Annotated in this window: 23 protein-coding genes and 1 riboswitch; of the genes, 13 read left to right on the forward strand and 10 right to left on the reverse strand. The window is 69.2% G+C overall.

Annotated features, from left to right (window positions below; all coding sequences use genetic code 11):
- Positions 1–361 precede the first annotated feature (361 nt).
- Positions 362–2,452: a S9 family peptidase gene (locus ACFOY2_RS46325; protein WP_379534544.1), complete on the forward strand. Its 2,091-nt coding sequence runs from the start codon at positions 362–364 to the stop codon at positions 2,450–2,452.
- A 58-nt stretch (positions 2,453–2,510) separates the two neighbouring features.
- Positions 2,511–3,509: an L-glyceraldehyde 3-phosphate reductase gene (mgrA, locus tag ACFOY2_RS46330; RefSeq protein WP_379534545.1), complete on the forward strand. Its 999-nt coding sequence runs from the start codon at positions 2,511–2,513 to the stop codon at positions 3,507–3,509.
- On the opposite strand, the gene ACFOY2_RS46335 is transcribed toward mgrA, so the two are convergent.
- Entirely contained in the window at positions 3,478–5,853 is a 2,376-nt protein-coding gene (locus tag ACFOY2_RS46335) for a lysylphosphatidylglycerol synthase transmembrane domain-containing protein (RefSeq protein WP_379534546.1), read from the reverse strand. The two genes, mgrA and ACFOY2_RS46335, sit on opposite strands and share 32 nt — an antisense overlap.
- Positions 5,854–6,048: 195 nt before the next feature.
- On the opposite strand from ACFOY2_RS46335, the gene ACFOY2_RS46340 reads away from it, so the two are divergent.
- Positions 6,049–8,055 carry a molybdopterin-containing oxidoreductase family protein gene (locus tag ACFOY2_RS46340; RefSeq protein ID WP_379534547.1) on the forward strand — a complete coding sequence of 669 codons (2,007 nt, stop codon included), beginning with the start codon at positions 6,049–6,051 and terminating at the stop codon, positions 8,053–8,055.
- On the opposite strand, the gene ACFOY2_RS46345 is transcribed toward ACFOY2_RS46340, so the two are convergent.
- Entirely contained in the window at positions 8,050–8,550 is a 501-nt protein-coding gene (locus ACFOY2_RS46345) for a GNAT family N-acetyltransferase (RefSeq protein ID WP_379534548.1), read from the reverse strand. The genes ACFOY2_RS46340 and ACFOY2_RS46345 overlap by 6 nt on opposite strands.
- A 76-nt stretch (positions 8,551–8,626) precedes the next feature.
- Here ACFOY2_RS46345 and ACFOY2_RS46350 point away from each other — a divergent pair, with 76 nt between their 5' ends.
- Positions 8,627–9,076, forward strand: coding sequence for a hypothetical protein (locus ACFOY2_RS46350; protein ID WP_379534549.1), 450 nt, complete (start codon positions 8,627–8,629; stop codon positions 9,074–9,076).
- Positions 9,077–9,081: 5 nt separating this feature from the next.
- Here ACFOY2_RS46350 and ACFOY2_RS46355 read toward each other — a convergent pair whose 3' ends face one another.
- From ACFOY2_RS46355 to ACFOY2_RS46365, 3 genes are all read right to left on the reverse strand, one after another.
- Positions 9,082–9,465 (reverse strand): VOC family protein, encoded by a 384-nt coding sequence (locus ACFOY2_RS46355; RefSeq protein ID WP_379534550.1) that lies wholly within the window; start codon positions 9,463–9,465, stop codon positions 9,082–9,084.
- Between the two features lie 32 nt (positions 9,466–9,497).
- Positions 9,498–9,812 carry a DMT family transporter gene (locus ACFOY2_RS46360; RefSeq protein WP_379534551.1) on the reverse strand — a complete coding sequence of 105 codons (315 nt, stop codon included), beginning with the start codon at positions 9,810–9,812 and terminating at the stop codon, positions 9,498–9,500.
- A 34-nt stretch (positions 9,813–9,846) separates the two neighbouring features.
- Positions 9,847–9,904, reverse strand: a riboswitch (guanidine-III (ykkC-III) riboswitch).
- A 24-nt stretch (positions 9,905–9,928) separates the two neighbouring features.
- On the reverse strand, positions 9,929–10,726 hold the full coding sequence (locus ACFOY2_RS46365) for a class I SAM-dependent methyltransferase (protein ID WP_379534552.1): 798 nt from the start codon (positions 10,724–10,726) through the stop codon (positions 9,929–9,931).
- 102 nt (positions 10,727–10,828) lie between these two features.
- Between ACFOY2_RS46365 and ACFOY2_RS46370 the strand changes: the two genes are divergently transcribed.
- Positions 10,829–12,634, forward strand: coding sequence for an acyl-CoA dehydrogenase (locus tag ACFOY2_RS46370; protein WP_379534553.1), 1,806 nt, complete (start codon positions 10,829–10,831; stop codon positions 12,632–12,634).
- 156 nt (positions 12,635–12,790) lie between these two features.
- Here ACFOY2_RS46370 and ACFOY2_RS46375 read toward each other — a convergent pair whose 3' ends face one another.
- The 4 genes from ACFOY2_RS46375 to pdhA all read right to left on the reverse strand — a co-directional run bounded on the left by ACFOY2_RS46375 (position 12,791) and on the right by pdhA (position 16,722).
- Positions 12,791–13,084 (reverse strand): Dabb family protein, encoded by a 294-nt coding sequence (locus ACFOY2_RS46375; RefSeq protein WP_379534554.1) that lies wholly within the window; start codon positions 13,082–13,084, stop codon positions 12,791–12,793.
- Positions 13,085–13,210: 126 nt separating this feature from the next.
- Positions 13,211–14,608, reverse strand: coding sequence for a dihydrolipoamide acetyltransferase family protein (locus ACFOY2_RS46380; protein WP_379534555.1), 1,398 nt, complete (start codon positions 14,606–14,608; stop codon positions 13,211–13,213).
- An 11-nt stretch (positions 14,609–14,619) separates the two neighbouring features.
- Positions 14,620–15,600 carry an alpha-ketoacid dehydrogenase subunit beta gene (locus tag ACFOY2_RS46385; protein ID WP_379534556.1) on the reverse strand — a complete coding sequence of 327 codons (981 nt, stop codon included), beginning with the start codon at positions 15,598–15,600 and terminating at the stop codon, positions 14,620–14,622.
- Between the two features lie 27 nt (positions 15,601–15,627).
- Positions 15,628–16,722 carry a pyruvate dehydrogenase (acetyl-transferring) E1 component subunit alpha gene (pdhA, locus tag ACFOY2_RS46390; RefSeq protein WP_357832681.1) on the reverse strand — a complete coding sequence of 365 codons (1,095 nt, stop codon included), beginning with the start codon at positions 16,720–16,722 and terminating at the stop codon, positions 15,628–15,630.
- Positions 16,723–16,951: 229 nt separating this feature from the next.
- On the opposite strand from pdhA, the gene purS reads away from it, so the two are divergent.
- The 8 genes from purS to ACFOY2_RS46430 all read left to right on the forward strand — a co-directional run bounded on the left by purS (position 16,952) and on the right by ACFOY2_RS46430 (position 25,292).
- Positions 16,952–17,197, forward strand: coding sequence for a phosphoribosylformylglycinamidine synthase subunit PurS (purS, locus tag ACFOY2_RS46395; protein ID WP_357832678.1), 246 nt, complete (start codon positions 16,952–16,954; stop codon positions 17,195–17,197).
- Positions 17,198–17,419: 222 nt separating this feature from the next.
- Positions 17,420–17,806: an ATP-binding protein gene (locus tag ACFOY2_RS46400; RefSeq protein WP_379534645.1), complete on the forward strand. Its 387-nt coding sequence runs from the start codon at positions 17,420–17,422 to the stop codon at positions 17,804–17,806.
- A gap of 128 nt (positions 17,807–17,934) precedes the next feature.
- Positions 17,935–18,618, forward strand: coding sequence for a phosphoribosylformylglycinamidine synthase subunit PurQ (gene purQ, locus ACFOY2_RS46405; protein ID WP_379534557.1), 684 nt, complete (start codon positions 17,935–17,937; stop codon positions 18,616–18,618).
- A complete protein-coding gene (gene purL, locus ACFOY2_RS46410) occupies positions 18,615–20,864 on the forward strand; it encodes a phosphoribosylformylglycinamidine synthase subunit PurL (RefSeq protein ID WP_379534558.1) in 2,250 nt (749 codons plus the stop codon). Before purQ ends, purL begins: the two co-directional genes overlap by 4 nt.
- Positions 20,865–21,083: 219 nt before the next feature.
- Positions 21,084–23,108, forward strand: coding sequence for an adenylate/guanylate cyclase domain-containing protein (locus ACFOY2_RS46415; protein ID WP_379534559.1), 2,025 nt, complete (start codon positions 21,084–21,086; stop codon positions 23,106–23,108).
- A gap of 34 nt (positions 23,109–23,142) precedes the next feature.
- Positions 23,143–23,805 carry a Crp/Fnr family transcriptional regulator gene (locus ACFOY2_RS46420; protein WP_379534560.1) on the forward strand — a complete coding sequence of 221 codons (663 nt, stop codon included), beginning with the start codon at positions 23,143–23,145 and terminating at the stop codon, positions 23,803–23,805.
- A 475-nt stretch (positions 23,806–24,280) separates the two neighbouring features.
- Entirely contained in the window at positions 24,281–24,967 is a 687-nt protein-coding gene (locus tag ACFOY2_RS46425; protein WP_379534561.1) for a hypothetical protein, read from the forward strand.
- Between the two features lie 4 nt (positions 24,968–24,971).
- Positions 24,972–25,292, forward strand: coding sequence for a type II toxin-antitoxin system PemK/MazF family toxin (locus tag ACFOY2_RS46430; protein ID WP_379534562.1), 321 nt, complete (start codon positions 24,972–24,974; stop codon positions 25,290–25,292).
- On the opposite strand, the gene ACFOY2_RS46435 is transcribed toward ACFOY2_RS46430, so the two are convergent.
- Positions 25,289–26,035 carry a methylenetetrahydrofolate reductase gene (locus ACFOY2_RS46435; protein WP_379534563.1) on the reverse strand — a complete coding sequence of 249 codons (747 nt, stop codon included), beginning with the start codon at positions 26,033–26,035 and terminating at the stop codon, positions 25,289–25,291. The genes ACFOY2_RS46430 and ACFOY2_RS46435 overlap by 4 nt on opposite strands.
- Positions 26,036–26,040: the final 5 nt, after the last annotated feature.

Genomic DNA, 26,040 nt, shown 5'->3' on the forward strand with positions numbered 1-26,040 from the left:
CTTTGTTTGTCTCGCTTCCGAGGCGTTCATTTCGTTGTGTCTTAATTCTTTCAGCCGTTCAAGTCTCTGTCAAATTGACCGGACTTGCTCGACCTGCTGGAATTAATCCTGCCCCCTTTCGGAGACAACCCCTCTAACTTACCAGCCCTTCGACAGTTCTGCGAACCGATCTCCGGACCTGCGAGTCACAAGGATTACCGACGACCACGACGACAACGCACCAATGCCACCGAAGTGAGAGAGTTGGGTTGCGCCGCACTGCGTCGGCTTCTAAAGATTAGCAGCGCTCCCGACCGCTCGGGACGCGTTCGTTCATCTTCCCCGGCCACAGAACGATCACGGCCGAACATAGACTCCCCACGTGAGCAGCAACACTCCGCCAGTGGCGAAGAAGATCCCGACTGAGCGCACCCACCACGGCGACACCGTCATCGACGAGTACGCCTGGCTGAGCAACAAGGAAGATCCCGAAACCACCGCCTATCTGGAGGCTGAGAACGACTTTCTCAAACAGGAGACAGCTCACCTGTCCGAGCTGCAGGAGCAGGTGTTCCAGGAGATCAAGAGCCGGACCCAGGAAACCGACCTGTCGGTTCCGAGCCGCAAGGGCGCGTGGTGGTACTTCACGCGTACCGAGGAGGGCAAGCAGTACGCGGTCTCCTGCCGGGTCCCCGCCGACAGCGACGCGCCCCCGAAGATCACCCCCGGCGAACGGCTCGACCGCGAGCAGGTGATCCTCGACGGCAACGAGCTCGCCGGCGACAGCCCGTTCTTCGCGATCGGCACCAGCTCCGTCACCCCCGACGGCAAGATGCTGGCCTTCGCCACCGACTACAAGGGCGACGAGCGCTTCACCCTGAGATTCAAGAATCTCGAAACGGGCGAGCTCCTGCCGGACGAGATCACCGACATCTTCTACGGCGGCTCCTGGTCGGCCGACGGCTCGACGTTCTTCTACACGCGCGTCGACGACGCCTGGCGCCCGTACCAGGTCTATCGGCACACCCTCGGAACCCAGGAGGACGTGCTGGTCTACGAGGAGGGCGACGAGCGCTACTGGGTGGGCATCGGGCTGACCCGCAGCGAGAAGTACCTCGTGCTGGGCGCGGGCAGCAAGATCACCAGCGAGGTGCGGCTCCTCGACGCCTCCGACCCGGCAGGCGAGTTCCGGGTCGTCCGCCCCAGGACGACCGGCGTGGAGTACGGCGTCGAGCACGCCGGCGACTTCTTCTACATCCTCCACAACGAGAACGCCGAGAACTTCGAGCTGGCCACCGCCCCGCTCGACGCCCCCGGCGAGTGGACCCCGCTGATCGCCCACAGGCAGGACACCAGGCTCCTGGAGATCGACGCGTTCTCCGACCACGCCGTGGTGCACTTCCGCCGCGAAGGGCTGACGGGCCTGCGCGTGCTCCCCTACCCGGCCGACGGCGCGAACTGGCGCGAAAGGATCGAGGCCGCCGAGCACAACACGTACGAGATCGACTTCCCCGAGCCCCTGTACGACGTCGGCCCCGCGGGCAACCCCGAGTTCACGACCACGAGGCTCAGGCTGGGCTACACGAGCATGGTCACCCCGCCGAGCGTCTACGACTACGAACTCGACACCCACGAGCTGATCCTGCTCAAGCAGCGCCCGGTGCTGGGCGGCTACGACCCGGGCGACTACGAGCAGTTCCGCGAGTGGGCGACGGCCGAGGACGGCACCAAGGTGCCGGTGTCGATCGTGAAGCGGAAGGACGCGGCCAGGCCGGCTCCGACAGTGCTGTACGGCTATGGCAGCTATGAGACCTCCATCGACCCGGGCTTCTCCGTCCCGAGGTTGTCGCTGCTCGACCGTGGGTTCGTCTTCGCGATCGCGCACGTCAGGGGCGGCGGCGAGATGGGCCGTCACTGGTATGAGGACGGCAAGCTGACCAGGAAGCGCAACACGTTCACCGACTTCGTGGCGGTGGCCGGGCACCTGAAGGCGTCCGGCTGGAGTGAGCGGATCATCGCCAGGGGCGGCTCGGCAGGCGGCCTGCTGATGGGCGCGGCCGTGAACCTGGCTCCCGAGGAGTTCGCGGGCGTGGTGGCCGAGGTGCCGTTCGTGGACGCGTTGAACACCATCCTCGACCCGTCGCTCCCGCTGACTGTGATCGAATGGGACGAGTGGGGCGACCCCCTGCACAACCCGGACGTCTATGCGTACATGAAGAGCTACACCCCGTACGAGAACGTCGACGGCAGGCCGTACCCGCCGATCCTGGCGATCACGAGCCTGAACGACACGCGCGTGCTGTACCACGAGCCCGCGAAGTGGATCGCGAGGCTGCGGGCGACGGCGAACGGCGGCCCGTTCCTGCTCAAGACCGAGATGGGTGCGGGGCACGGCGGGCGCAGCGGGCGTTACGACGCCTGGCGCGAGGAGGCGTTCGCGCTTTCCTGGATCATCGAGAGAGGTACATCATGACCGAGCTTGTCGAGGTCATCAGTAAGCAGGGAAACATGGGCCCGACGAAGGAGGGTTCATGACCTATCGGGCCGACGAGCGGCGTTATGAGCGCCAGCCGTACAACCGCAGTGGGCGCAGCGGGTTGAAGCTGCCCGTGGTCTCGTTGGGGTTGTGGCACAACTTCGGCGACAACCGGCCGGTCGAGAACTCCCGTGCGATCCTGCGGCGGGCGTTCGACCTCGGGGTGACGCACTTCGATCTGGCCAACAACTATGGCGTTCCTTACGGCTCGGCCGAGCGGAACTTCGGCCGGATCCTGCGCGAGGACTTCCTGCCGTACCGGGACGAGCTGGTCATCTCCACCAAGGCGGGCTACGACATGTGGCCGGGCCCGTACGGCGAGTGGGGTTCGCGCAAGTACGTGCTGGCCAGCCTCGACCAGTCGCTGGAGCGCATGGGCCTGGACTACGTGGACATCTTCTACAGCCACCGTCCCGACCCGGAGACGCCGCTGGAGGAGACCATGGGGGCGCTGGACCGGGCGGTGCGCTCGGGTAAGGCGCTCTACGCGGGCATCTCCAACTACTCGGCCGAGCAGACCGCCCAGGCCGCGCGGATCATGCGCGAGCTGGGCACGCCGCTGCTCATCCACCAGCCGTCCTACTCGATGATCAACCGGTGGATCGAGGACGGGCTGCTGGACGCGCTGGAGGAGGCGGGGATGGGCTGCATCGTCTACTCGCCGCTGGCCCAGGGCCTGCTGACCGACCGCTACCTCGACGGCGTGCCGACGGACTCGCGGGCGGCCACCAGCCGGTTCCTGAGCGCCGACAGGATCGACCGCGACCTGGCGCGCGGCCTCAACGAGATCGCCGCGAGCAGGGGGCAGACGCTGGCTCAGATGGCGCTGTCGTGGACGCTCAGGGATCCGAGGGTGACGAGTGTGCTCATCGGCGCGAGCAGCGTGAAGCAGCTTGAGGACAACGTGGCGTGCGTGGACGGCCCCGAGTTCACCGAGGACGAGCTCCAGGCCGTCGACAAGGTCACAGGGCCTCGTTCCGCTGCAGGTAGGTGAACGACGCCCAGCCGGGCAGCACCGGCAGCCAGAACGTGAGCAGCCGGTACAGCAGCACGGCCGACAGGGCCAGCCCGGGCTCCAGGCCCGCCACGCTGAGCCCGACCGCGAGCGCGCTTTCGACGGCGCCCAGCCCGCCGGGGGTGGGCGCGGCGGAGCCGATCGCGTTGGCCGTGAGGAAGACGACGGCGACGGCGGTGAAGCTGAGCTCACCGCCGAACGCCGCCACGCAGGCGTCCAGGCACGCCACGAACGAGATGGTGATCATGAGCGTGCCCAGGCACGCCTCGATCATCTTGCGCGGCGACTGCAGCACGTCGAGCAGGCGCGGCAGCACGTTGGAGAAGAGCTTGCTCATCCGCGCGGTGACCATCCGGCGCAGCGGCGGCACGCCGAGCACCAGCACGACCAGCAGCGCCAGGGCGAGCAGCACGAGCACGAGCCCGCGCGACGGGCTGAAGGCCGTGGTCGTGGTGGAGCCGGTGATGTAGGCGAACAGCAGGAGCAGCGCGATGTGGAAGACCAGCATGATGAGCTGTGAGGCGCCCACGCTGGCCACCGCCGACGACGGCGCGATGCCGCGTTTTTGCAGGTAGCGCGTGTTGATGGCGACGCCGCCGACGGCCGCCGGCGCGACGAGCTTGACGAACGAGGCCGCGAACTGCACGAGCACGGTGCGCCAGAGCGGCAGGGGTTCGGGCACGAAGCCGCGCAGCATGAGGGCGGCGGCCACGAAGCTCACGAACGAGGCGACCAGCGCCAGGCCCGCCCACCCCCAGTTGGCCGTGGTCACGACCTTGTAGAGGTCGACCCTGCTGAGCTGGGAGAACAGGATGTAGGCGGCGAACGTGCTGGCGATGATGGTGACCAGGGTGCGGGGTCTGAAGCGTTCGAGCCGCACCTCCTCGACCTTGCCCTGCGGCTTGAGCGCGACGATCTGGTCGCGGATGGCGGGCAGCAGGTTCTTGGCCCTGGCCAGGGCCGAGCGGGTCTCTCTGGTGAGGGCGATGCGCTGGAGCAGCGGCATGGCGGCGGCCAGCGCGTCGGGGCCGAGCACGTTGGAGGCGGCCCTGACCGAGCGTTCCGGGCCGACGCGCAGCGACAGGTAGGTGACCAACTGGGCGACGTCGAGCCGGAGCAGCAGGTCTCCCGCGGCGATCTCGCCGCTGCGCGCGTCGGTCAGCACGACCCGGCCGGCCCTGTCGAGGTGGATGCTGTCGCCGGTGAGCCGCCGGTGCGCCAGGCGCTGGATGCGCAGCAGCTCGACCTGCTCCCAGATCTGGGCGAGCAGGTCGTCGTCGATCTCCTCGTCGGGGACGTCGTCGAGGGGGCGCGTCTCGATGTGCTCGTAGGCGAGCAGCGCGGCCTCGGTGCCGATCTCGCTGGTGCCGAGGAGCCTGGGCGTGCCGGCTCCCGCGGCCTGGGCCGCGTACGCCATGAGCGCCTCGCGTTCGAGCTCGGCCCGAAGCGACCTGATCGCTTTGCGCCTGGTCTCGGAGTTGAGCCTGAAGCGCCGCCACAGCCGGTACGGAAGCCCGGCCACCTGCCGGTCGCGGTCGAGCACGGTGACGTCGAGGCTGGTGCCGTCCTGGAGCCCGATGGCGTAGCGGCGGCTGCCCTGGTGGTCGTCCTCTATGCGGCGGGCGGAGACCGGCGAGAACGACAGCTTGCGCAGCGCGGCCACGACGGCGCTGCCGGGCGGCCTGGTGTTGGGGCTGCCGACGCTGTAGAGGGTGGCGTAGCCGATGGCCATGCCGACCAGCACGGTGACGATCGCGCTCGGGATCGTGATCTGCCTGCCGGAGAAGAACGCCAGGATGTACAGGGCGATCGTGGTCCACATGAGCATGCGCCAGGTGGGGCGGCGCGAGATGCGGACGGCGGTGGCGTACGCGATCACCGAGGTGAGCAGTGTGTTCAGCGGTTCGATGGTCCTGTCGCCGGTCAGCAGCACGCGCAGGTCGTTGACGTTGCCGCCGACGAGCCACTGCCCGAGCAGGAACGAGCCGGCCATGCCGATGATGGCGGCGATCAGCCCTTCGGCCACGCGCAGGCCGTCGCGGTGGAAGACCCGTTCGACCGCGAAGGCCGCGGGCACGATGAGGACGGCCGCGCCGCCCAGGAACGCGGCGATCCTCGGGAGCAGGGGGACGAGCTCCGTGCCGACCTTGACGTCGGCCTCGAGCCCGATGAGCGTCTGCTTGGCGACCAGGGCCAGCAGAATGACCGCGCCGAGGACGATCAGCGTGGCGAAGAAGCGCAGCAGGTCGGAGGGACGGCGCAGACGCTGGGGAAGTAGCGGCTCCACTACGTAGACATCGCTGTCAGCGCGTGACTCAGCCACGGCTGGATCCCCCTCCGCGAGGTCCTCCGTATCATCTCGTTCCCTGATTTCGGCCACCGACAGTGATTCTGCACCTTCCCGGCAGGACCGTACGATCTCTCGGCTTCCAGCGTCCTCACTCGTACCCGCAGTCGTCGCATCGGGCAGAGTACACGGTTAGTGTCAATACCTGGCGCGCAACGTAGTGTGTGTCCCATGTCGGGTGAATTGAGGCTTACGGGGGCGTGTCCTCTGGACTGTCCCGATGGCTGTTCATGGATCGTCACCGTCCAGGACGGCAAGGCCGTCAAACTCCGCGGAAACCCCGACCACCCCTACACCAGGGGCGCCCTGTGCGTGAAGGTCAACCGGTACCTGGAGCACTCACAGGCCCCCGACCGCATCCTCCACCCCATGCGCCGCACCGGCCCCAAGGGCTCGGGGCAGTTCGAGCGGATCACCTGGGACCAGGCGCTGGAGGAGATCTCCGTACGGCTGCGCGCCATCGTCGACGAGCACGGCGGCGAGGCGATCTGGCCCTACCTGGGCACCGGGACGCTCGGCTACCTGCAGGGCTGCGAGGGCATCGCGGGCCGCCGCTTCTGGAACGTGCTCGGCGCGTCCAAGCACTGGCTCAACATCTGCTCGTCGGCCGGCAGCAGCGGCCTGAACCGGACGAACGGCACGCCCGCCGGCATGGACCCCGAGAACTTCGCCCAGGCCAGGCTGATCCTGCTCTGGGGCACGAACCCGCTGACCAGCGGGCACCACCTGTGGAAGTTCATCCAGGACGCCAAGGCCGCCGGCGCGTACGTGGTGGCCATCGACCCGATTCGCACCAGGACGGCCGACCAGGCCGACGAGCACCTGCCGATCAGGCCCGGCACGGACGCGGCGCTGGCGCTCGGGCTGCTCAACGTGGTGCTGGCGGAGAACGCGCAGGACGAGGAGTTCCTGGCCGAGCATACCGAGGGCTGGGAGCAGTTCCGCGAGGAGATCCTGCGCCACCCGGTCGAGACCGTGGCCGGCATCACCGGCCTCCCGGCCGAGGACATCCACAGGCTGGGGACGCGGCTCGCCCACACCCGCCCGACCGCCATCCGCGCCACGCAGGGCCTGCAGCGACACCAGGGCGGCGGCACGGCGATGCGCACGATCGCCGCGATCCCCGGCGTCACAGGCGACTGGCGTCACCCCGGGGGCGGCGTCTCCTACTCCACCAGCGGCCACGTGCACCTCAACATCGACAGACGCGACGACCTGCTGGCCAAGCCGGTGCGCACGCTCGTCATGACCAAGCTGGCCTCCCAGCTCGACTCGGTGAAGTGCCTGTGGGTGTACGCCGCCAACCCGGTCGGCTCCAGCCCCGACGCGAACGCGATCAGGCGGCAGCTCTCCCGCGAGGACCTGTTCACGGTGGTCATGGAGCAGTTCCCGACCGACACCGTGGACTACGCCGACATCGTGCTACCCGCGACCATGCAGACCGAGCACCACGACCTGCACGCCGGCTACGGCCACCTGTACCTGGCCTGGAACGAGGCCGCCGTGGAGCCGCCCGGCGAGTGCCTGTCCACGACGGAGACGTTCCGGCGGCTGGCGGCGCACATGGGGATGACCGAGCCGTCGCTGTTCGACTCGGATCTGGAGCTGGCCGAGCAACTGCTGTCGAGCGGGCATCCGTCGCTGGAGGGCATCACGCTCGACAGGCTCCGCAAGGAGGGCTGGGTGCGGATGAACTATCCCAAGCCGTTCGCGCCGTTCGCCGAGGGCTTCCCGACACGTTCGGGGCGGCTGCGTTTCCCGCCCCCTGACAAGGCGTACGTGCCGTCGCACACGGCCTCGGCCGAGCGCTCGCGGTACCCGCTGGCGCTGGTCACCCCGGCCCCACACATGTTCCTGAACACGACCTTCGGCAACAACGCCGAGCTGCGGCGGCGCGCCAAGGACCCGGTGGTGCTGGTCAACCCGGCCGACGCGGCGGCGCGGGGGCTGGTGAGCGGCCAGCGGGTCCGCGTGCACAACGCCGGAGGCGAGTTCCTGGCGGACGTGGAGATCAGCGACAGGGTGTCGGCGGGGGTGGTGGCCTCGCCGAAGGGCCGCTGGCCGAAGCTCAGCCCCGGCAGTGCCAACCCGAACGCGGTCGTGGCGGAGCGGGACGGCGACATGGGCATGGGGCCCGGCTTCCACGACAACCTGGTCGAGCTCAGCCCCTGCTCATAGCGCCAGTTTGTAGCCCTCGTGGGAGGCTGTGAAGCCGAGGGAGTCGTAGAAGCGGTGCGCACCCGTGCGCGACTTGTCGGAGGTGAGCTGCACCACCGCGCAGCCTCGTGCGCGCGCCCTGCCGACGGCCCACGTGATCATCTCGCGGCCGACTCCCCGGCTTCGGACGGAGGCGGCGACCCTGACAGCCTCGATCTGGCATCGCTCCGCGCCCAGCCTGGACAGCCCCGCCAGGTAGGTGAGCTGCATCGTCCCCACCACCTCGCCGTCGATGTCGGCCACGATCAGCTCGTCGTGGGGGTCGGCGTCGATGCGGTCGAAGGCGGCCAGGTAGCGCGGGTCGTCCGGGTCGCCCTCGCGGGTCGCGCCGAGGTGGTCGTCGGCGAGCATGGCCACGATCGCGGGCACGTCCTGCCTGCGGGCCTGACGGAACCGGACGTCGCGTGAGCGCTCCCCTTCGTCCCGGCCGGAGCCCTCAATCACGAATTTTCCCATGCCCGCATGATGTCAGGGACGGCTCAGGGTCCGTCCCCGATGCCCCCAGGGGCGGCCGGCAGGCAGCATGAGTGACATGAACGAAATCAGCCGACGCGATGAAATATCGCTCTCCGGCGCCGCGCTGCGCGGCGCCCCCTGGAAGGCCGCCGCCGTCGGCGGCGGCGCCGTGAGCGCGGTCAGCTTCGGGCTCGGCGCGCTCACAGGCAGCGCCGACCTGGTCTGGGCGCTGGGCCTGGGCATCGGCCTGTTCGCCCTGATCGCCGCGATCGGCGCGGTCTCCAAGCCGAACGAGGGCGACCGCGTGACCCGCCAGGCGCGCATCTGGTCGCTGCGGCATCCGTGGAAGTTCGCGCTGCTACCGGCGGGCATCACGGCCGTGCTGGACTATCCGCTGCAGCTCGTGCTGGACGGGGACGGGGTCTTCGGCGCGGCCTGGGACGCCCTGTGGCACGGCGCGCTGGTCTATCTGATCGCCGGCATCATGACGTTCGCCATGCGGGGGCGGGCCCAATCGGCCCGATGAGCCCGTCAGCCCGTGGACTCCCTCTCCGCCTGGCTCCTGCAGACGCAGAACTCGTTGCCCTCGGGGTCGAGCATGGTCACCCAGCCGGTGCCGTCGGGCTGGCGCAGATCATTGAAGATGGTCGCGCCCAGCCCGAGCAGCCGCTCGACCTCCTCGTCGCGCGTTCTGCCCTCGGTGCCGTTGACGTCGAGATGCAGCCGGTTCTTGACGGTCTTGCCCTCGGGGACGCGGATGAACAGAAAGTACGCGCCCTGCTCGGTCTGCAGCAACACCTCGTCGTCGCCGGGCTTGTCGCCCTCTCCGAGCGGCAGCCCCGTGGCCTGGCTCCACCAATTGGCGATCGCGTACGGGTCTGCGGCATCGATGGCGATGCCATGGATCTCGATCACCCGAACACCCAATCGGATACTCGCGGCCCGCGTCAAGCCACCGCCCGCAGCCCGATGACCCCGCTCAGGATCAGGACGATGCAGAGCAGCCGCGGCAGCGAGACGGAGTCGCCCATGGCGATCATGCCGAGCACCGCGGTGCCCGCCGCGCCGACGCCGGTCCAGACGGCGTAGGCGGTGCCGACCTCCAGGCTCTTGAGCGCGTAGGAGAGCAGGCCGAAGCTGAGCACGGCCGTGACCAGGAACGACAGACTCCACCACAGATGCGTGAAGCCGTTGCTGAGCTTGAGCGAGAGGGCCATCGCGACCTCGAAGACGCCGGCCAGCACGACGAAGATCCATGCCATGATCGAAACTCCCTGAAAGACGAGGCTGTACGGGGTCGCGTCGTCTTGGCGTTCCGGGTACGGCGCGTCTCGTCCGGGAGCTTCCGCTCATGGGGTGAACACGGCAGCCGGCGGGATCATTCCCACCAAATGGTGACCCACCGGTCGCGGGGCATCGGCCACATGCCGAGCTCCAGCACGGTCTCCGCCACCTCCTGCGCCCGCGCGGGGTCGAGGCAGACCCGCCGGCACACGCTGGCGGCCAGTTCCTCCAGCGAGGTGAAACGTTCCAGAGGGGCCTCTCTCTCCTCCACCTGCACGGCGAAGCCGAGGGCCGCCGCCAGGGCCACGCAGTCTTCCGCGATGGGCCGCACCGGCCGGTCGACGCCGTGGAAGTGCTGCCACAGCGGGGTCATCCAGCTCATGGGGTGGCGGTTCGGCAACTCCAGCACCACCCTGCCCTTGGTGTGGACGTCAAGAGCCCGCAGGAACTCGGCCAGATCGGGCACGTTGTAGACCACGTGCGCGGCGATGGCCGCGTCGGCGACGGGGACCCGGTCGGCCACGTCCGGCCAGCGCCCCTCGACCGTCGTCACCGGCACCCCCAGCTTGCCCGCACGGACCGTCAGCCCCTCCAGCATCGAGGCGGAGGTGTCGACGGCCCACAGGTGGCCGATGCGCCCGCGCAGCGGCAGGGAGGCGGCTCCGGGGCCGGAGCCCACGTCGAGCAGCGTGCCCTTGTCGGGCAGCGCCTCGGAAAGGCGGGTCATGGTCGGCCCGTCGTCGGGCTCGGCCAGCGCCTTGTCAGTGCGGGTGCCGAACCTTTCCGGCGAATGGCTCCAGGGATCCACCGGAGCCTTGGCCAGGATCTCGTCCGGGATGGCCCAGGATTCCAGTCGCGCTCGCCATCTCGCGGCGAGTTCTTCGGCGTCCATGGAGACGAGCATGCCATGCATAGCACGGGTTACCCGTGGGTAGCATTGCAGAGTAAGGTTACTCGCGAGTACATAAGCCCCCGGTTCAAGGAGATCGACCCCATGGGCCACTACAAGAGCAACGTACGTGACCTGGAATTCAACCTCTTCGAGGTCTTCGGGAGAGGCGAGATCCTCGGTGCAGGGCCCTTTGCGGAAGTCGACGAGGAGGTCGCCCGCAGCATCCTGGACGAGGTCAACCGGCTGGCGACGGGCGTCTTCGCGGACTCCTTCGAGGAGGGCGACCGCAACCCGCCCGTGTTCGACCCCGCGACCCACACGGTCAAGGTGCCGGAAGGATTCAAGAAGTCGTTCAAGGCGCTGATCGACGGCGGCTGGGCGGACCTGGACCTGCCCGTCGAGCTGGGCGGCCCCGGCATCCCGCGGAGCCTGGCCTGGGCGACCGCGGAGATGGTCCTCGGCGCGAACCCGGCGCTCTACATGTACGCCGCCGGCCCCCAGTTCGCCTACACGCTGTGGAAACTGGGCACCCCTGAGCAGAAGCGCTTCGCCGAGCTGGCCATCGAGCGCGACTGGGGCGCCACCATGGTGCTCACCGAACCGGACGCCGGCTCCGACGTGGGCGCGGGCCGGACGAAGGCCACGCGGCAGCCCGACGGGAGCTGGCTGATCGAGGGCGTCAAACGCTTCATCACCAGCGCCGAGCACGACATGGCCGAGAACATCTTCCACCTCGTGCTGGCCCGCCCCGAGGGCCACGGCGTCGGCACCAAGGGCCTGTCGATGTTCCTGGTGCCCAAGTACCACGTGAACCTGGAGACCGGCGAACTCGGGGCGCGCAACGGCGCCTACGTCACCAACGTCGAGAAGAAGATGGGCCTGAAGGTCTCCACGACCTGCGAGCTGACCTTCGGCGAGAAGGAACCGGCCGTCGGCTGGCTGATCGGCGACGTGCACGAGGGCATCAGGCAGATGTTCATGGTCATCGAGCACGCCCGCATGATGGTCGGCACCAAGGCCATCGCCACGCTCTCCACCGGCTACCTGAACGCCCTGGAGTACGCCAAGGCCCGCGTCCAGGGCGCCGACCTGACGAGGATGGCCGACAAGAGCGCCCCGCGCGTGACCATCAGCCACCACCCCGACGTGCGCCGCGAACTCATGCTGCAGAAGGCCTACGCCGAGGGCATGCGGGCCCTGGTGCTCTACACGGCCACGTTCCAGGACGCGATCATGCTCGACCCGGACGACCGGCACGCCCACGAGATGAACGACCTGCTGCTGCCCGTGGTCAAGGGCGTCGGGTCAGAACGGTCGTACGAGCTGCTCTCCCGCTCGCTGCAGACCCTCGGCGGCTCCGGCTACCTGCAGGACTACCCGATCGAGCAGTACATCCGCGACGCCAGGATCGACTCCCTGTACGAGGGCACGACCGCGATCCAGGGCCTCGACCTGTTCTTCAGGAAGATCCTGAAGAACCAGGGCGCGGCGGCCGGCTCGCTGTTCGCCGAGATCGGCGAGTTCGCCGGCTCCGAGGCGGGCAACGGCCGGCTCAAGGAGGAGCGCAAGCTGCTCGCCGAGGCCGCCGCCGAGGTCAAGGCCATGGGCGACACGATGGCGGGCTGGGCGCTCGGCTCGCTGGAGAGGCCTTCCGAGGTCTACAGGGTCGGGCTGAACACCACCAGGTTCCTGCTCGCGCTGGGCGACGTGGTGATCGGCTGGCTGCTGCTGCGCCAGGCCGAGGTGGCCCTGGCCAAGCTGAACGACGGCGAGGACCCGTTCTACCTGGGCAAGGTCGCCGCCGCCTCGTTCTTCGCCAAGACCGTACTGCCCCGAATGGCCGCCGAGCGCCGCGTCCTCGACAGCACCGGCCAGGAACTCATGGAACTCCCCGAGGAGGCTTTTTAAAGACTTCCATCTGGTACGCGCTGCCGTGGCCAGCCACTCACCGTACTTCGGCTGACGGCCCTCCAGGAAACGCCCTCTGACCCTTCACCGGCCGGGCGCCGTAACGCGAGCCCACCTTGCCCGGCTACCGGGCAAGGTGCGCCGCGAGAACGTGGTCTAGACGCTCAACTGAGCCGCTGCGCGGGAGGCCAGGATCGGCCTGATGTGCTTCGCGATCACCTCTTGGTGCTGTGGGTGGTCGCGGTAGACGAGGTAGTCGTCGACATTGTCGAAGTCGGCGACCACCGCGTAGTCGTGGTTGCCCTCGTTGATGCCCGCGTCGGCGCCCACCGTGTACGCGCGCAGTTCGGGGATGAGGCCCGGCAGCTTGCGCAGTTCGGCGGTCACCGCCGCGCGCTGCTCGTCGGTCGCGTCCTCGGTCCAGGTGAACAGCACGATGTGGCGAATCATGCGTCAACAATATCGATGTATCTGATCACGTCACGGATGCTCTGTACGGGGTGGGTGCGGGTGCCCGTGCCTACGGTGATCGCCGGGAGAGGGGTCCTCCCGGCGGTCACCGTAGTCGCGGCGAAGTCAGCTCCAGGCCAGCATACGCAGCGGGTCTTCGAGCATGGCGCCGATGTCGCGCAGGAACAGCGAGCCCAGCTCGCCGTCGATGATCCGGTGGTCGAAGGAGAGCGCCAGGGTCGTCACCGCGCGAACCGCCAGCTCGCCGTCCACCACCCACGGCATGTCCCTGACCTGGCCGAAGGCCAGGATCGCCGCCTCGCCCGGGTTGAGTATCGGGGTGCCGGTGTCCACGCCGAACACTCCGACGTTGGTGATCGTGAAGGTGCCGCCGGACATCTCCGCCGGCTGGGTGCGGCCCGCCCTGGCCGTCTCGGTGAGCTGGGCCAGCTCCGTGGCCAGCGCGGGCAGGGACAGGGCGTGCGCCCCCTTGACGTTGGGCACGACCAGCCCGCGCGGGGTGGCGGCGGCGATGCCGAGGTTCACGTAGTGCTTGACCACGATCTCCTGGGCGGCCTCGTCCCACGCAGAGTTGATCATCGGGTGGCGTCTGACGGCGGTGAGCACCGCCTTGGCCACCAGGAGCAGCGGGGAGACCTTGACCTCCGCGAAGTCCTGCAGGGTGCGCAGGCGCCGCACGGCCTCCATGGTCGCCGTCACGTCCACCTGGAGGAACTCGGTGACGTGCGGCGCGGTGAAGGCGCTGGAGACCATGGCCTGGGCGGTCATCTTGCGCACGCCCTTGATCGGGATGCGCTCCTCGTCCCCGCGGGGCGCCGCCCGGACCGGCTCGGCGGCGGCGTGGACGTCCTCCCGGGTGATCGAGCCCTGCGGGCCCGTGCCCCTGATGGACGTCAGGTCCACGCCCAGGTCCTTGGCCAGCTTGCGTACCGGGGGCTTGGCCAGCGCGGCCCGACGGGCGGTCTCAGGGGCTGCGGCAGGCACCTCTGGGGGCGCTGAGAGGGTCTCAGGGGCGCTCTCAGGGGCCGGTGGGGCGGCCACCTCGACGCGGTCGGGGTTGGCCACCGGGCCGGAGGGGATGCCGGTCGGCGGCTGCTTGCGCGGGCGGCGTTTGGAGGCGCCGGTCTTGACGCCGTAGCCGACCAGGACCGCCTGGCGCTCCTCCTTGGGGGCCGGGCTGCCGTGAGCGCCCGGTTCCACGGCGCCCTCCGCCGGCGGGTTGGGGACCATGTCCTCCGCGGCGGCCGCCGCCACCGTGGTCTCCTCCGCCGTGTCGACCGCGATGATCGCGACGCCCACCTCGACCGTCTGACCCTCGTCGGCCATCAGGCCCGCCACCACGCCGTCCCAGGGGATCGGCAGCTCGACGATGGACTTGGCGGTCTCGATCTCCACCACGATCTGGTTGACCTTGACCTCGTCGCCCGCCTTGACGTGCCAGCGGACGATCTCCGCCTCCGTCAGCCCCTCACCGACGTCCGGCAGCTTGAACTCTCGTCGCATTCCTGGCCCCCTCAGTAGCCGAACGTCCGGTCGACGGCGTCGAGCACTCTGTCGAGGTCGGGCAGGTAGTGCTCCTCCAGCTTCGACGGGGGGTAAGGGGTGGAGAAGCCGCCGGCCCGCAGGACGGGCGACTCCAGGTGGTAGAAGCAGCGCTCGGTGATGCGGGCCGCGAGCTCGGCCCCCAGACCGCTGTTGACGGGGGCCTCGTGGACGACCACGACCCGGCCCGTCCTGCGTGCCGACTCCATGATCACCGGCTCGTCCAGGGGGTTGAGCGAGCGCAGGTCGATCACCTCCAGCGAGCGCCCGTCCTCCTCGGCCGCCGTTGCGGCCTCCAGGCAGGTCTTGACCATGGGGCCGTAGGCCAGCAGCGTGACGTCGCTCCCCTGGCGCACCACCTTGGCCGCGTGCAGCGGCGTCCACCAGTCGGTGGAGGCGGTGTCGACGTCGGCCTTCTCCCAGTAGCGGCGCTTGGGCTCGAAGAACAGCACCGGGTCGTCGCTGCGGATGGCCTGCTGGATCATGGCGTAGGCGTCGGCCGGGTTGGAGCAGGCGACCACGCGCAGCCCGGCCGTGTGCGTGAAGTACGCCTCGGGCGACTCGCTGTGGTGCTCCACCGCGCCGATGCCGCCGCCGCAGGGGATGCGGACGACGACGGGCAGCTTGATCGCGCCCAGCGAGCGCATCGGCATCTTGGCGAGCTGGGTGATGATCTGGTCGGCCGCGGGGAAGACGAACCCGTCGAACTGGATCTCGCACACCGGCCGGTAACCGCGCAGCGCCAGACCGATCGCGGTGCCGATGATGCCCGACTCGGCCAGCGGCGTGTCGATCACGCGGTCCTCGCCGAAGTCCTTCTGCAGGCCGTCGGTGACCCGGAAGACGCCGCCCAGCTTGCCCACGTCCTCGCCCATGATGAGGACCTTGGAGTCGTCCTCCATGGCCTTGCGCATGCCCTCGTTCAGCGCCTTGGACAGGCTCAGGACCGTCATGACGTCTCCTTCGCCCGCGCGCTCGGCTCAGTCACGGAACCCCTCCAGATAGGCGGCGAACTGGGCGCGCTCCTGGTCGATCAGCGCGTGGGGCTCGCGGTAGACGTGGTCGAAGATGTCGAGCGGTTCGGGGTCGGGCATGGCCAGGCAGCGCCTGCGCAGGTCGGCGCCGAGCCGGTCGGCCTCGGCGTCCACGGAGTCGAAGAACTCCTGGTCGGCCAGTTCGTTCTTGAACAGGTACGCCTTGACCCGCTCGATCGGGTCCTTGAGCTTCCACGCCTCAAGCTCGCTCGCCACGCGGTAGCGCGTGGGGTCGTCGGTGGTGGTGTGGGCGCCCATCCGGTACGTGAACGCCTCGATGAGCGTCGGCCCCTGACCGGTACGGGCTGCTTCGAGCGCCTTCTTGGTCACCGCCAGGCAGGCGAACACGTCGTTGCCGTCCACTCGGATGCCGGGGAAGCCGAAGCCGGAGGCCCGCCGGTAGAGGGGGATGCGGCTCTGCTTCTCCAGCGGCTCGGAGATGGCCCACTGGTTGTTCTGGCAGAAGAACACGATCGGCGCGTTGAAGACGCTCGCCCAGATGAACGACTCATTCACGTCGCCCTGCGAGGTGGCGCCGTCGCCGAAGTAGACGATCGTGGCGGCGCTGGCGTCGTCGCGCTGGATGCCCATGGCGTAGCCGACCGCGTGGAGCGTCTGGCTGCCGATCACGATCGTGTAGAGGTGGAAGTTGTGCTCCTTGGGGTCCCACCCGCCGTGGTTGACCCCTCTGAACAGGCCGAGCAGCTTGACCGGGTCGACGTCGCGGCACCAGGCGACCCCGTGCTCGCGGTAGGTGGGGAAGGCCATGTCGGCGTCGGTGAGCGCGCGTCCCGAGCCGATCTGGGCCGCCTCCTGGCCCAGCAGCGAGGCCCAGATGCCCAGCTCGCCCTGGCGCTGCAGCGCCACGGCCTCCAGATCGATGCGCCGGACGAGCACCAGGTCGCGGTAGAGCGACCGGACCTCCTCCGGGGTGAGCTCGATGTCGTAGTCGGGATGCTCGACCCTCTCGCCCTCTGGGGTGAGCAACTGGACGAGTTCCGGGGGTGCGTCGGCACCACGAGAGGCGTCGTCTTCGTTCACGTGCCACTCCTGTGCTGGTCAGGGCCGGTCTGCCGGTGGGTTTGCCACCTTAGGCCAGCCTCCTTGGCGACGAACCATAGAGGTGGTGGTTCGTACGCTTTTGGGGACATGGTGGCAGACGTCACAGCCCTGCGCGCAAGCCCCATTTCTTCCCCGTTCCCGTTGTGCCGACAGCCACACGCGCCGGTAGGCTTACTTTCCCGACCCCACTCCAACCAGGAGGAACGCAGTGGCCCGCGTCATCGTGGACGTCATGCTGAAGCCCGAGATCCTCGACCCGCAGGGCCAGGCGATCGCCAGGGCGCTGCCCAGGCTCGGCTTCTCCGGCGTCTCGGCCGTGCGTCAGGGCAAGCGTTTCGAGGTGGAGCTCGACGGCCCGGCCGACGACGCGGCGCTGGACGAGGTCCGTAAGATGGCCGAGACCCTGCTGGCCAACACGGTGATCGAGGACTACAGCGTCCGGGTTGAGGGCTAGATCGGCACATTTGTGCCCCCGATTTCCCCCTGGCCGGTTAAAGAGGGGTTCGGGCGTGCCACAATCCCACGAGCATGCCAACAGTAAATAACAACAACGTGATTTTGCGGTTAGCCCCGTTTTCACAGGGAAACCTACTCCAGGTGACATTCTGGCGCCCGGAGGAGTCCGGTGGATATTGAGTTCTCGTTGGCACTGCCTCGGGATGCGATCGGCATACCGATGGTCAGGCGAGTGCTTGGCGATGCCATGCGCTCACTCAACGTGAGTGAGACGTGCATCGCCGACATGCTCCTCGCCGTGTCCGAGGCGTGCTCCAATGCGGTGCGGCACGGGGGGCCTGCCAACCGCTACGAGGTGACCGCCGCGATCGGCTACGGCCGCTGCGACGTACGCGTCGCGGACAACGGCGAGGGCCTGCCAACGATGCCGCCGCATTTCCCCCCTCCTGACACCGAGAACGGCCGTGGCCTGCTGATCATGCGCTCCGTGGTCGACGAGATCTCCTTCGGCATCACGCCAGGGCGCGGCACCACGGTCCACCTGCGCAAGCTGCTCGCCTGGGATGACGCGGCCGACGCCCGTCCCCGCGAGCTCGCAGCCGTCTGACCTGGTCCTTCCCGCCTCACCTCGCCCGTTGTCGAACACCGGACAGCACCCGATAACCTGAAGGGACCGCCGCCGTCCGCCCGAAGAGACGGTGGCGCGTGCGCGCATCCTCGAAGGGGACAACTGTCATGAGCGCTGCCCGTGTGGGCGTTGTCACGTTTCCGGGAACTCTCGACGACCAGGACGCCGCCAGAGCCGTGCGCCTCGTGGGCGCGGAACCGGTCCCGCTGTGGCACGCCGACCACGACCTGAAGGGAGTGGACGCCGTTTTCCTGCCCGGCGGCTTCTCCTACGGCGACTACCTGCGCTGCGGCGCCATCTCGCGGTTCGCGCCGCTCATGGACGAGCTCATCCCGGCCGCCAGAGCGGGCCTGCCGGTGATCGGCACGTGCAACGGCTTCCAGATCCTGTGCGAGGCGCACCTGCTGCCGGGCGCGCTGACGCGCAACGCCTCGCTCCACTACGTCTGCCGTGACCAGAGGTTGCGGATCGAGCAGACCGCCACCCCCTGGACCAACACCTTCGATCCCGACCAGGAGATCGTCCTGCCGGTCAAGCACGGCGAGGGCCGCTACGTGGCCTCCGACGAGACGCTGGCCGCGCTCGAAGCGGGCGGCCACGTGGTCGTGCGCTACCTCGGCGGCAACCCCAACGGCTCGCTCAACGACATCGCGGGCATCCGCAACGAGGCGGGCAACGTCGTCGGCCTCATGCCACACCCCGAGCACGCGGTCGAAGAACTGGTCGGCGCCCCCAGCACCGACGGCCTGGGCTTCTTCACCTCCATCCTCAAGAACCTGGTGAACGCATGACGGATAATGTCAAGCGGGCCGCTGAGACGCCCGACGAGTCGATGCCGTTCGCCGAGCTGGGGATGAAGCGGGAGGAGTACGACCGGGTCCAAGAGATCCTCGGCCGTCGCCCGACCGGCTCCGAGCTGGCCATCTACAGCGTGATGTGGTCCGAGCACTGCTCGTACAAGTCCTCCAAGGTCCACCTGCGGCAGTTCGCCACCAAGGCGCCCAAGTCCGAGGCGCTGCTCGTGGGCATGGGCGAGAACGCCGGCGTGGTCGACATCGGCGACGGCTGGGCGGCCACGTTCAAGATCGAGTCGCACAACCACCCGTCCTACGTCGAGCCGCACCAGGGCGCGGCCACCGGCGTCGGCGGGATCGTCCGCGACATCATGTCGATGGGCGCGCGCCCGATCGCCGTCATGGACTCCCTGCGCTTCGGCGGCGCCGACGCCGTCGACACCCGCCGGGTGCTGCCCGGCGTGGTCGAGGGCATCAGCCACTACGGCAACTGCCTGGGCCTGCCCAACATCGGCGGCGAGGTCGTCTTCGACCCCTGCTACATCGGCAACCCGCTGGTCAACGCCCTCTGCGTCGGCCTGCTCCGCAAAGACCAGATCAAGCTGGCCACCGCGCCGGGGCCGGGCAACAAGGTCGTGCTGTTCGGCGCATCCACGGGCCCCGACGGCATCGGCGGGGCCAGCGTGCTGGCCTCGGCGACCTTCGAGGACGAGTCGCAGGCCAAGCGGCCGGCCGTGCAGGTGGGCGACCCGTTCATGGAGAAGCTGCTCATCGAGTGCTGCCTGGAGCTGTACGCGGCCGACGTGGTCGTCGGCATCCAGGACCTCGGCGCGGCCGGCGTCTCGTGCGCCACGACCGAGCTGGCCGCCAAGGGCACCGGCGGCATGAGCGTCGACCTCAACCTGGTCCCGCTCCGCGACCCCTCGCTCAGGCCCGAGGAAATCCTCATGAGCGAGTCGCAGGAGCGGATGATGGCCGTGGTCAGGCCCGCCGACATCCCGGCGTTCCTGGCGATCTGCGAGAAGTGGGACGTCCCCGCCACCGTGATCGGCGAGGTCACCGACACCGGCCGCCTGGTCATGACCTGGGACGGCGAGGTCATCGTGGACATCCCGCCGGGCACCGCGGCCGACGAGGGCCCCGTCTACGAGCGCCCCTTCCACGAGCCCGCCGGCCAGGCCACGCTCAACGCCGACACCCCCGACCGGCTGGAGCGCCCCGCCGACCTGCGCCAGAGCCTGCTCAAGCTGCTCGGCTCGCCCAACCTGGCCTCCAAGGAGTGGGTGACCTCCCAGTACGACCGCTACGTCCGGGCCAACACCGTGCTGGCCCAACCGGCCGACGCGGGTATGTTGCGCATTTCCGAGGTCATGGAGGGCTCCCAGCCGACGACGCGGGGCGTCGCCCTGGCCACCGACGGCAACGGCCGCTACGCCAAGCTCGACCCCTACGCGGGGGCGCAGCTCGCGCTGGCCGAGGCGTACCGCAACGTGGCCGTCACCGGCGCCAGGCCGCTCGCCGTCACCAACTGCCTCAACTTCGGTTCCCCCGAGGACCCCGAGGTCATGTGGCAGTTCGCCGAGGCCGTGCGCGGGCTGGCCGACGCCTGCCGGGCGCTGGGCGTGCCGGTGACCGGCGGCAACGTCTCCTTCTACAACCAGACCGGCGCCACGGCCATCCACCCGACCCCGGTGGTCGGTGTGCTGGGCGTGATCGACGACGTGGCCAAGCGGGTGCCGACCGGGTTCGTCGCCGAGGGCCTGGAAGTCGTGCTGCTCGGCGACACCCACGAGGAGTTCGGCGGCTCGGAGTGGGCCCACGTCGAACACCGCCACCTGGGCGGGCTGCCGCCGCGGGCCGTCCTGGAGGCGGAGCGGGCGCTGGCGACCGTGCTGGTCGAGGCGGCCGGCAGGGAGCTGCTCGCAGGCTCGCACGACCTGTCCGACGGCGGCCTGGCCGTCGCGCTGGCCGAATCGTGCCTGGCGCGCGGCGTCGGCGCGTCGGTGGCGCTCAGCGGCGACGCCTTCACCGACCTGTTCAGCGAGTCGGCCTCGCGGGCGCTGGTCGTGGTGCGGCCCGAGGCGTACGCGGAGCTCGCCTCGCTGTGCGGGCGGCACGACGTGCCCTGCTACCGGCTCGGGACGACCGGGGGCGCGTCGCTGGTCGTCGAGGGCGAGTTCGAGGTCTCCGTGGAGGAACTGCGGACGACGCACACGGCGACGCTGCCCGCGCTGTTCGGCTGACCTCACGGGAACGGGCGCCCTCGATCCCAGGGGCTGACCTCTCGGGAACGGGCGCCCTCGATCCCAGGTGCCCACCTCCCTTCCCCATCCTCGTGGGGACGGGCGGTGGCGTTCCGCTGAGAGCTTGACGATAGGGCCGGTACGGCTGTCCGTATCGGCCCTGTTGTGTGCGTAAAACGACGCATTGGCGATGGCGATCTCGCGTGGATAATCGGTGCTGTGCCGACGCCCAACCCCGCCCCCTACCTGCCACCGGCGACCCAGCCGGTGCGCGGTGTGGTCTGGGGCATCCACCTGCTGCTGCCCCTGCTCGGCCTCTGGCTCCTGCTCGCCGAACCCGAGGCCAACCTCAGATGGGAGCACCTCCCCAGCCACTTCTGGATGATCATCACGGTGGCCGGGATCAACGTCGTGCTGGGCATGCTCGTCAGCGAGGCCTCGCGGCGGCGGCAGGACGCCCGGCTGTTCCTGGTCTCCCTGGTCTTCCTGAGCAGCGCCGGGTTCTTCTTCCTGCACGGGCTGGCCACCCCGCAGATCATCCTGCCGACCGGCTCGCTGGGCTTCGACCTGGGCCAGCAGGCGGGGCTCACGATCGCGGCCGCGTTCGCGTTCGCCTCGGCGCTGCCGCTGGGCGACGAGGCCGCCAAGGCCGTGCTGCGCGCGCAGCACGTCGTCCGCGGGGCGCTCGTCGGGTTCATGGTCCTTTGGGGGCTGGCGTCGCTGATCCCGGGGCTGACGCCGCTCAGCGAGCCTCCGCTGGACCAGCGGGTCGGCTGGCTGGTGTGGGCCTCGATCCCCGGCGTCATCCTCTACGCCGCCGCCAGCGTGATGATGTTCCTGCTGCACCGGCGGCGGCCGTCGGCCATGCTGATCAGCCTGATCACGGCCTACGCGCTGCTTGCCGAGGCCATGATCGCCGGGATGTGGCAGCTCAACTGGCACCTGTCCTGGTGGGAGTGGCACCTGCTGCTCACGCTGGCCTTCGTGTTCGTGGCCTACAGCGCCTACCTGCAGTTCAGGCGCGAGGGGTCGAGCGCGGGCCTGTTCGACTCGGTGACGCTGTCGGCGACCGTGCGGCGCATCCAGCAGGACTACGACCAGGCGCTTGAGGAGCTGGTCGAGCACGTACGCAGGGGCGAGCCGCTGGCCGCGACCCGGCTGTCGGGCAAGTTCCGGCTCAACGAGGGCCAGGCCGCGGTGCTCGACCGGGCGGGTGAGGCGCTGGCCAACGAGCGGGAGCTGTCCGAGCGGCTGAGCGCCCTCGTGGCCGTCAGCGCCCAGACCAGGGTCGGCCTGCCGGAGCAGGAGCTGCTGGCGACCTCGCTGGAGCGGGTGCGGCAGGCGTACGGCGACGTCAAGATCGGCCTGGTGGCCGACGGCAGGGCGGAGATCGGCTCGCGCAGTTACGAGTTCGGCGACAACACCCCGGTCAGGCGCGACCACCTGCTCGCCTTCCCGCTGACCGTCAAGGGCAGGCTCGCCGGCGTGCTGGAGGTGCCGGTCGGCCGCACGCGCCAGGACGAGGCGCTGGCCGCGACCCTGGCGGGCCAGCTGTCGATCTCCCTGGAGAACGCCCGCCTCTACCAGGAGCTGCACACCCTGTTCCACCAGTACATGTCGCCCGACGTGGCCCACGCGCTGCTGGCCGACCCCGGGCAGGCGGCGCTGGGCGGCGAGCTGAAGGAGCTGACCGCCCTCTTCGCCGACCTCAAGGGCTTCACCACCTTCTCTGAGCAGGTGACGCCCGGCGAGATCGTCGAGATGCTCAACCGCTACCACACGGCCGCCGTCCCGTGCATCCTCGACAACGGCGGCACGATCGTGCAGTTCGTCGGCGACGCGCTGCTGGCGCTGTTCAACGCCCCGGCCACGCAGGCGGGGCACGCGCGGGCGGCCTGCAGGGCCGCGCTCGACATGCAGCGGGCCGCGGCCGAGGTGGCAGAGGAGATGGCCTGGAAGCGGGTCGACGACGTCCAGTGGCCCACGTTCCGTGTGGGGGTCAACACCGGTCCTGCGCTGGTCGGCAACATCGGCAGCCCCGAGTTACGCGGGTTCAACGCGATGGGCGACTGCGTCAACGTGGCCGCCAGGCTGCAGGGCATCGCCGAGCCGGGCACGGTCGTCATCGGCGATACGACGCTCAAGCAGCTCGGCCGCGGCGTGTCGGTGACCCCTCTGGGACGGCTCAACCTCAAGGGCAAGGAGGAGCTCGTGCCGGCCTACGTTCTGACGGAATTGTCATAGAAGGGGAGATGCCCGTACCGACATAATCATCGGCATGGTTCCAGAGCCCGGCGAGTTCATGTCCATGCTCACGGCCGAGGACGTCGAGGCCCTGCGCGCAGCCGGGCGGCCGCGACGGTGGGATCGCGGCACGACGGTGATCAGCGAGGGCGACACCTCCGATTGGGTGCTCGTACTGCTGGAGGGCCGGGTCAAGGTCTCCTCGCACACGAGCGGCGGCACCGAGGTGGTGCTGGCCGTACGCGGGCCGGGCGGGCTGCTCGGCGAGCTGTCGGCCATCGACGGGTCGCCGCGCTCGGCCACGGTGACCGCCCTTGAGCCGATCTCGGGCATCGTGGTGCGCGACTTCCCCGCGTTCCTGGAGTCCCATGGGCGCATCGCCGTGCTGCTCATGAAGCTCGTCAGCGCGCGGCTGCGCGACTCCGACAGGAAGCGGATCGAGTACGGCGCCTTCGACACCACGGGCCGGGTGGCCACACGGCTGCTGGAGCTGGCCGAGCGTTACGGGGAGAAGACCAACAGCGGGGTCCGCGTGGCGCTGCCGCTGTCGCAGGACGAGCTGGCCGGGTGGACAGGCTCCTCGCGTGAGGCCGTCAGCAAGGCGCTGCGCACGCTGCGCGACCGCGGGCTGATCGAGACGGGACGGCGGCGGGTCGTCATCCACGACCTCGACGGATTACGCAAACGTGCCCGCTGACGGCCGCCTGCGCTACGCCTGGCGCGTGTGCTCGGTCACCAGCCTGGGGCTCGTCCTCATCGGCATCGCCGGCAGCACGCTCAACGTGGCGCTTCCGACCGTGGTGCGGCACTTCCACGCCACCCCGCTCCAGTCCGGCTGGATCCTGCTGGCGGGATGGTGTAGGCCCGCGCGTGAGTGCCCTCAAGGGGGCGAACGTGCAGCGACCAGAACTGCTTGCGACGTCTCAACCACGTACGGAAGGTTTCCGTGATCGAACTGGCAAGCGACAACCAAGCTGGCCGTGAGATCACTTCCTGGATTCATCGGTACAACGAGGCCGCCGGACGGGCGGTGACAGGACGTGGAGACTTGCCGGTGGGCGGGTCGGTGAAGCGTCAAGCATCCTGTTCCACAGCTCGTGCTGCTTCGCGGCATGAACTGCTGCGTAAGCAGCACGGGAGTCCTCGCCTCTTCAGGGCGAGGAGCACGTCAAATGGGCACGCTGTCGGTCGCGCAGCTCGCGGGGCCCACGCTGGGCGGGCTGATCGCCAAGGCCGCGGGCTGGCAGTGGATCTTCTGGGTGAACGTGCCCGCCGGGCTGATCGCGTTCGCGTGGGGCCTGATGATCTTACGCAAGATGCCCAGGCGGCCGAAGGAGCCGGTGGACGCGCTGGGCAACGTGCTGGTGTTCGCGGCGCTGTCGGCGCTGCTGCTGGCCCTGTCGGAGGCGGGTTCGGGCGGGCTGTCGAGCCCGGTCGTGCTCGCAGGGGTGGGGCTGTTCGTGCTGCTGCTGCCGCTGATCGTGCTGGCCGAGCGGCGCTCGTCGAACCCGGTGCTGGATCTGCGGCTGTTCGGGGGGCGGCTGCTGGCGTACGCGAACCTGGCCTCGTCGGCGCCTTCCTGTCCACCCTCGCCCGCAGGCGCACCCGCTAGCGTATTACAAAATGTGTTACACTTTCCTTCATGGGAACTCTCAACGTACGCACCGATGATGCGATGGAAACAGCCCTCCGTGCGCTTGCTGGAGAGACGAGAAGCCGCACCGAGGCAGTTCGCTACGCCATACTGCGTACCTACAAAGAGATGCTGCTTGAACAGGCCGCAGCGGATGCGGATCGACTGCGAATCGACCCAGACGATCAAGCCGAGATGTTGGCGATTCAGCGCTTCATGGGCGTAACCGAGTGATCTTCCGAGGCGCGATCTACGAGATCAAAGCGCTTCCAGGAACTCGCGGCCACGAACAGCAAGGCCAGCGTTATGCCGTCATCATTCAGTCGAATCGCTTCACCACCAGCACCATCACGGTGGCCATGACGTCAGCGAGCGCCGGACCCGCGATCTATCGCCCGGAAGTAGAGTTCGAGGGCACGAAGTCACGCATCCTGACGGATCAGATTTACTCCGTGTCCCCATCGCGGCTTGGGGACTTCAAGGGGGCGCTCGAAGCCCGCGAGGCCGCGGACCTCGATCGCGCCCTGATGCTCAAGCTCGGGCTCATCTAAAGGGTGGTGGCGAGGCGGGATTCGACGTCGCGGTAGCGGGAGACCGGGATGAGGTGGACGCCGTCGAAGGCGCCCGAGTCGCGCAGGGCGAGCACCTGCTCGCAGGCCGCCTCCACCCCCGCCATCCGGTCCGCGGCCACCCGCTCGATCAGTTCCTCCGGGATCTCGATGTCGGGGATCGCGGCGGCCAGGGTGCGGGCGTGGCGCTCGCTGGCCAGGACCATGACGCCGGCGTAGACGGGCACGTCGACCGGGTGGGTCTCGCGCCAGCGGAGCTGGGCTTCCAGCGAGAAGCCGACCTGGAGGAAGAGGAAGTCGGCGGCGCGTTTCCAGGCAGGCAGCGTACGCATCCCAGCCGCGGCCCCGAGGCGGAACCCGGGCGCGAACTCCCTGGCCTCCTCGATCATCGAGCGCACCGTCAGGTCGCTGGTCCGGTTGCCGCTGGTGGGCTTGTCGCCGTAGACGAACAGGAACTGGTCCACGCCGTACGCCCCCGCGGTCAGCAGGTCGCGGCGGAAGCCGAGCAGGTTGCGGTCGCGGGAGTTGAGGCAGGCGATGCCGCGTCCGCCCATCGCCTCGACCTCGTGCGCGACGGCCACGCTCGACACGGTGGCCCGGCCGATGTGGTTGTCGGGGATGAGGAACGAGTGGGCGACCTTGCCGAGCGTGCCGATCTGGTGCCTGACGTGCTTCAGATCGGGCTTCGTGGGCGGTTCGATCTCGCAGATCAGCTCAAAGGTCATGATCG

The sequence above is a fragment of the Nonomuraea purpurea genome, from assembly GCF_042650645.1.
GTDB lineage: Bacteria > Actinomycetota > Actinomycetes > Streptosporangiales > Streptosporangiaceae > Nonomuraea > Nonomuraea purpurea.

Bases quoted from the DNA above. Each gene is read 5' to 3' on its own strand.
- mgrA (WP_379534545.1), top strand. From the start codon at position 2,511: ATGACCTATCGGGCCGACGAGCGGCGTTATGAGCGCCAGCCGTACAAC.
- ACFOY2_RS46340 (WP_379534547.1), top strand. From the start codon at position 6,049: ATGTCGGGTGAATTGAGGCTTACGGGGGCGTGTCCTCTGGACTGTCCC.
- ACFOY2_RS46345 (WP_379534548.1), bottom strand. From the start codon at position 8,550: ATGGGAAAATTCGTGATTGAGGGCTCCGGCCGGGACGAAGGGGAGCGC.
- ACFOY2_RS46350 (WP_379534549.1), top strand. From the start codon at position 8,627: ATGAACGAAATCAGCCGACGCGATGAAATATCGCTCTCCGGCGCCGCG.
- ACFOY2_RS46360 (WP_379534551.1), bottom strand. From the start codon at position 9,812: ATGGCATGGATCTTCGTCGTGCTGGCCGGCGTCTTCGAGGTCGCGATG.
- ACFOY2_RS46365 (WP_379534552.1), bottom strand. From the start codon at position 10,726: ATGGACGCCGAAGAACTCGCCGCGAGATGGCGAGCGCGACTGGAATCC.
- ACFOY2_RS46370 (WP_379534553.1), top strand. From the start codon at position 10,829: ATGGGCCACTACAAGAGCAACGTACGTGACCTGGAATTCAACCTCTTC.
- ACFOY2_RS46375 (WP_379534554.1), bottom strand. From the start codon at position 13,084: ATGATTCGCCACATCGTGCTGTTCACCTGGACCGAGGACGCGACCGAC.
- ACFOY2_RS46380 (WP_379534555.1), bottom strand. From the start codon at position 14,608: ATGCGACGAGAGTTCAAGCTGCCGGACGTCGGTGAGGGGCTGACGGAG.
- ACFOY2_RS46385 (WP_379534556.1), bottom strand. From the start codon at position 15,600: ATGACGGTCCTGAGCCTGTCCAAGGCGCTGAACGAGGGCATGCGCAAG.
- ACFOY2_RS46400 (WP_379534645.1), top strand. From the start codon at position 17,420: ATGGTCAGGCGAGTGCTTGGCGATGCCATGCGCTCACTCAACGTGAGT.
- purQ (WP_379534557.1), top strand. From the start codon at position 17,935: ATGAGCGCTGCCCGTGTGGGCGTTGTCACGTTTCCGGGAACTCTCGAC.
- purL (WP_379534558.1), top strand. From the start codon at position 18,615: ATGACGGATAATGTCAAGCGGGCCGCTGAGACGCCCGACGAGTCGATG.
- ACFOY2_RS46420 (WP_379534560.1), top strand. From the start codon at position 23,143: ATGGTTCCAGAGCCCGGCGAGTTCATGTCCATGCTCACGGCCGAGGAC.
- ACFOY2_RS46425 (WP_379534561.1), top strand. From the start codon at position 24,281: ATGGGCACGCTGTCGGTCGCGCAGCTCGCGGGGCCCACGCTGGGCGGG.
- ACFOY2_RS46435 (WP_379534563.1), bottom strand. From the start codon at position 26,035: ATGACCTTTGAGCTGATCTGCGAGATCGAACCGCCCACGAAGCCCGAT.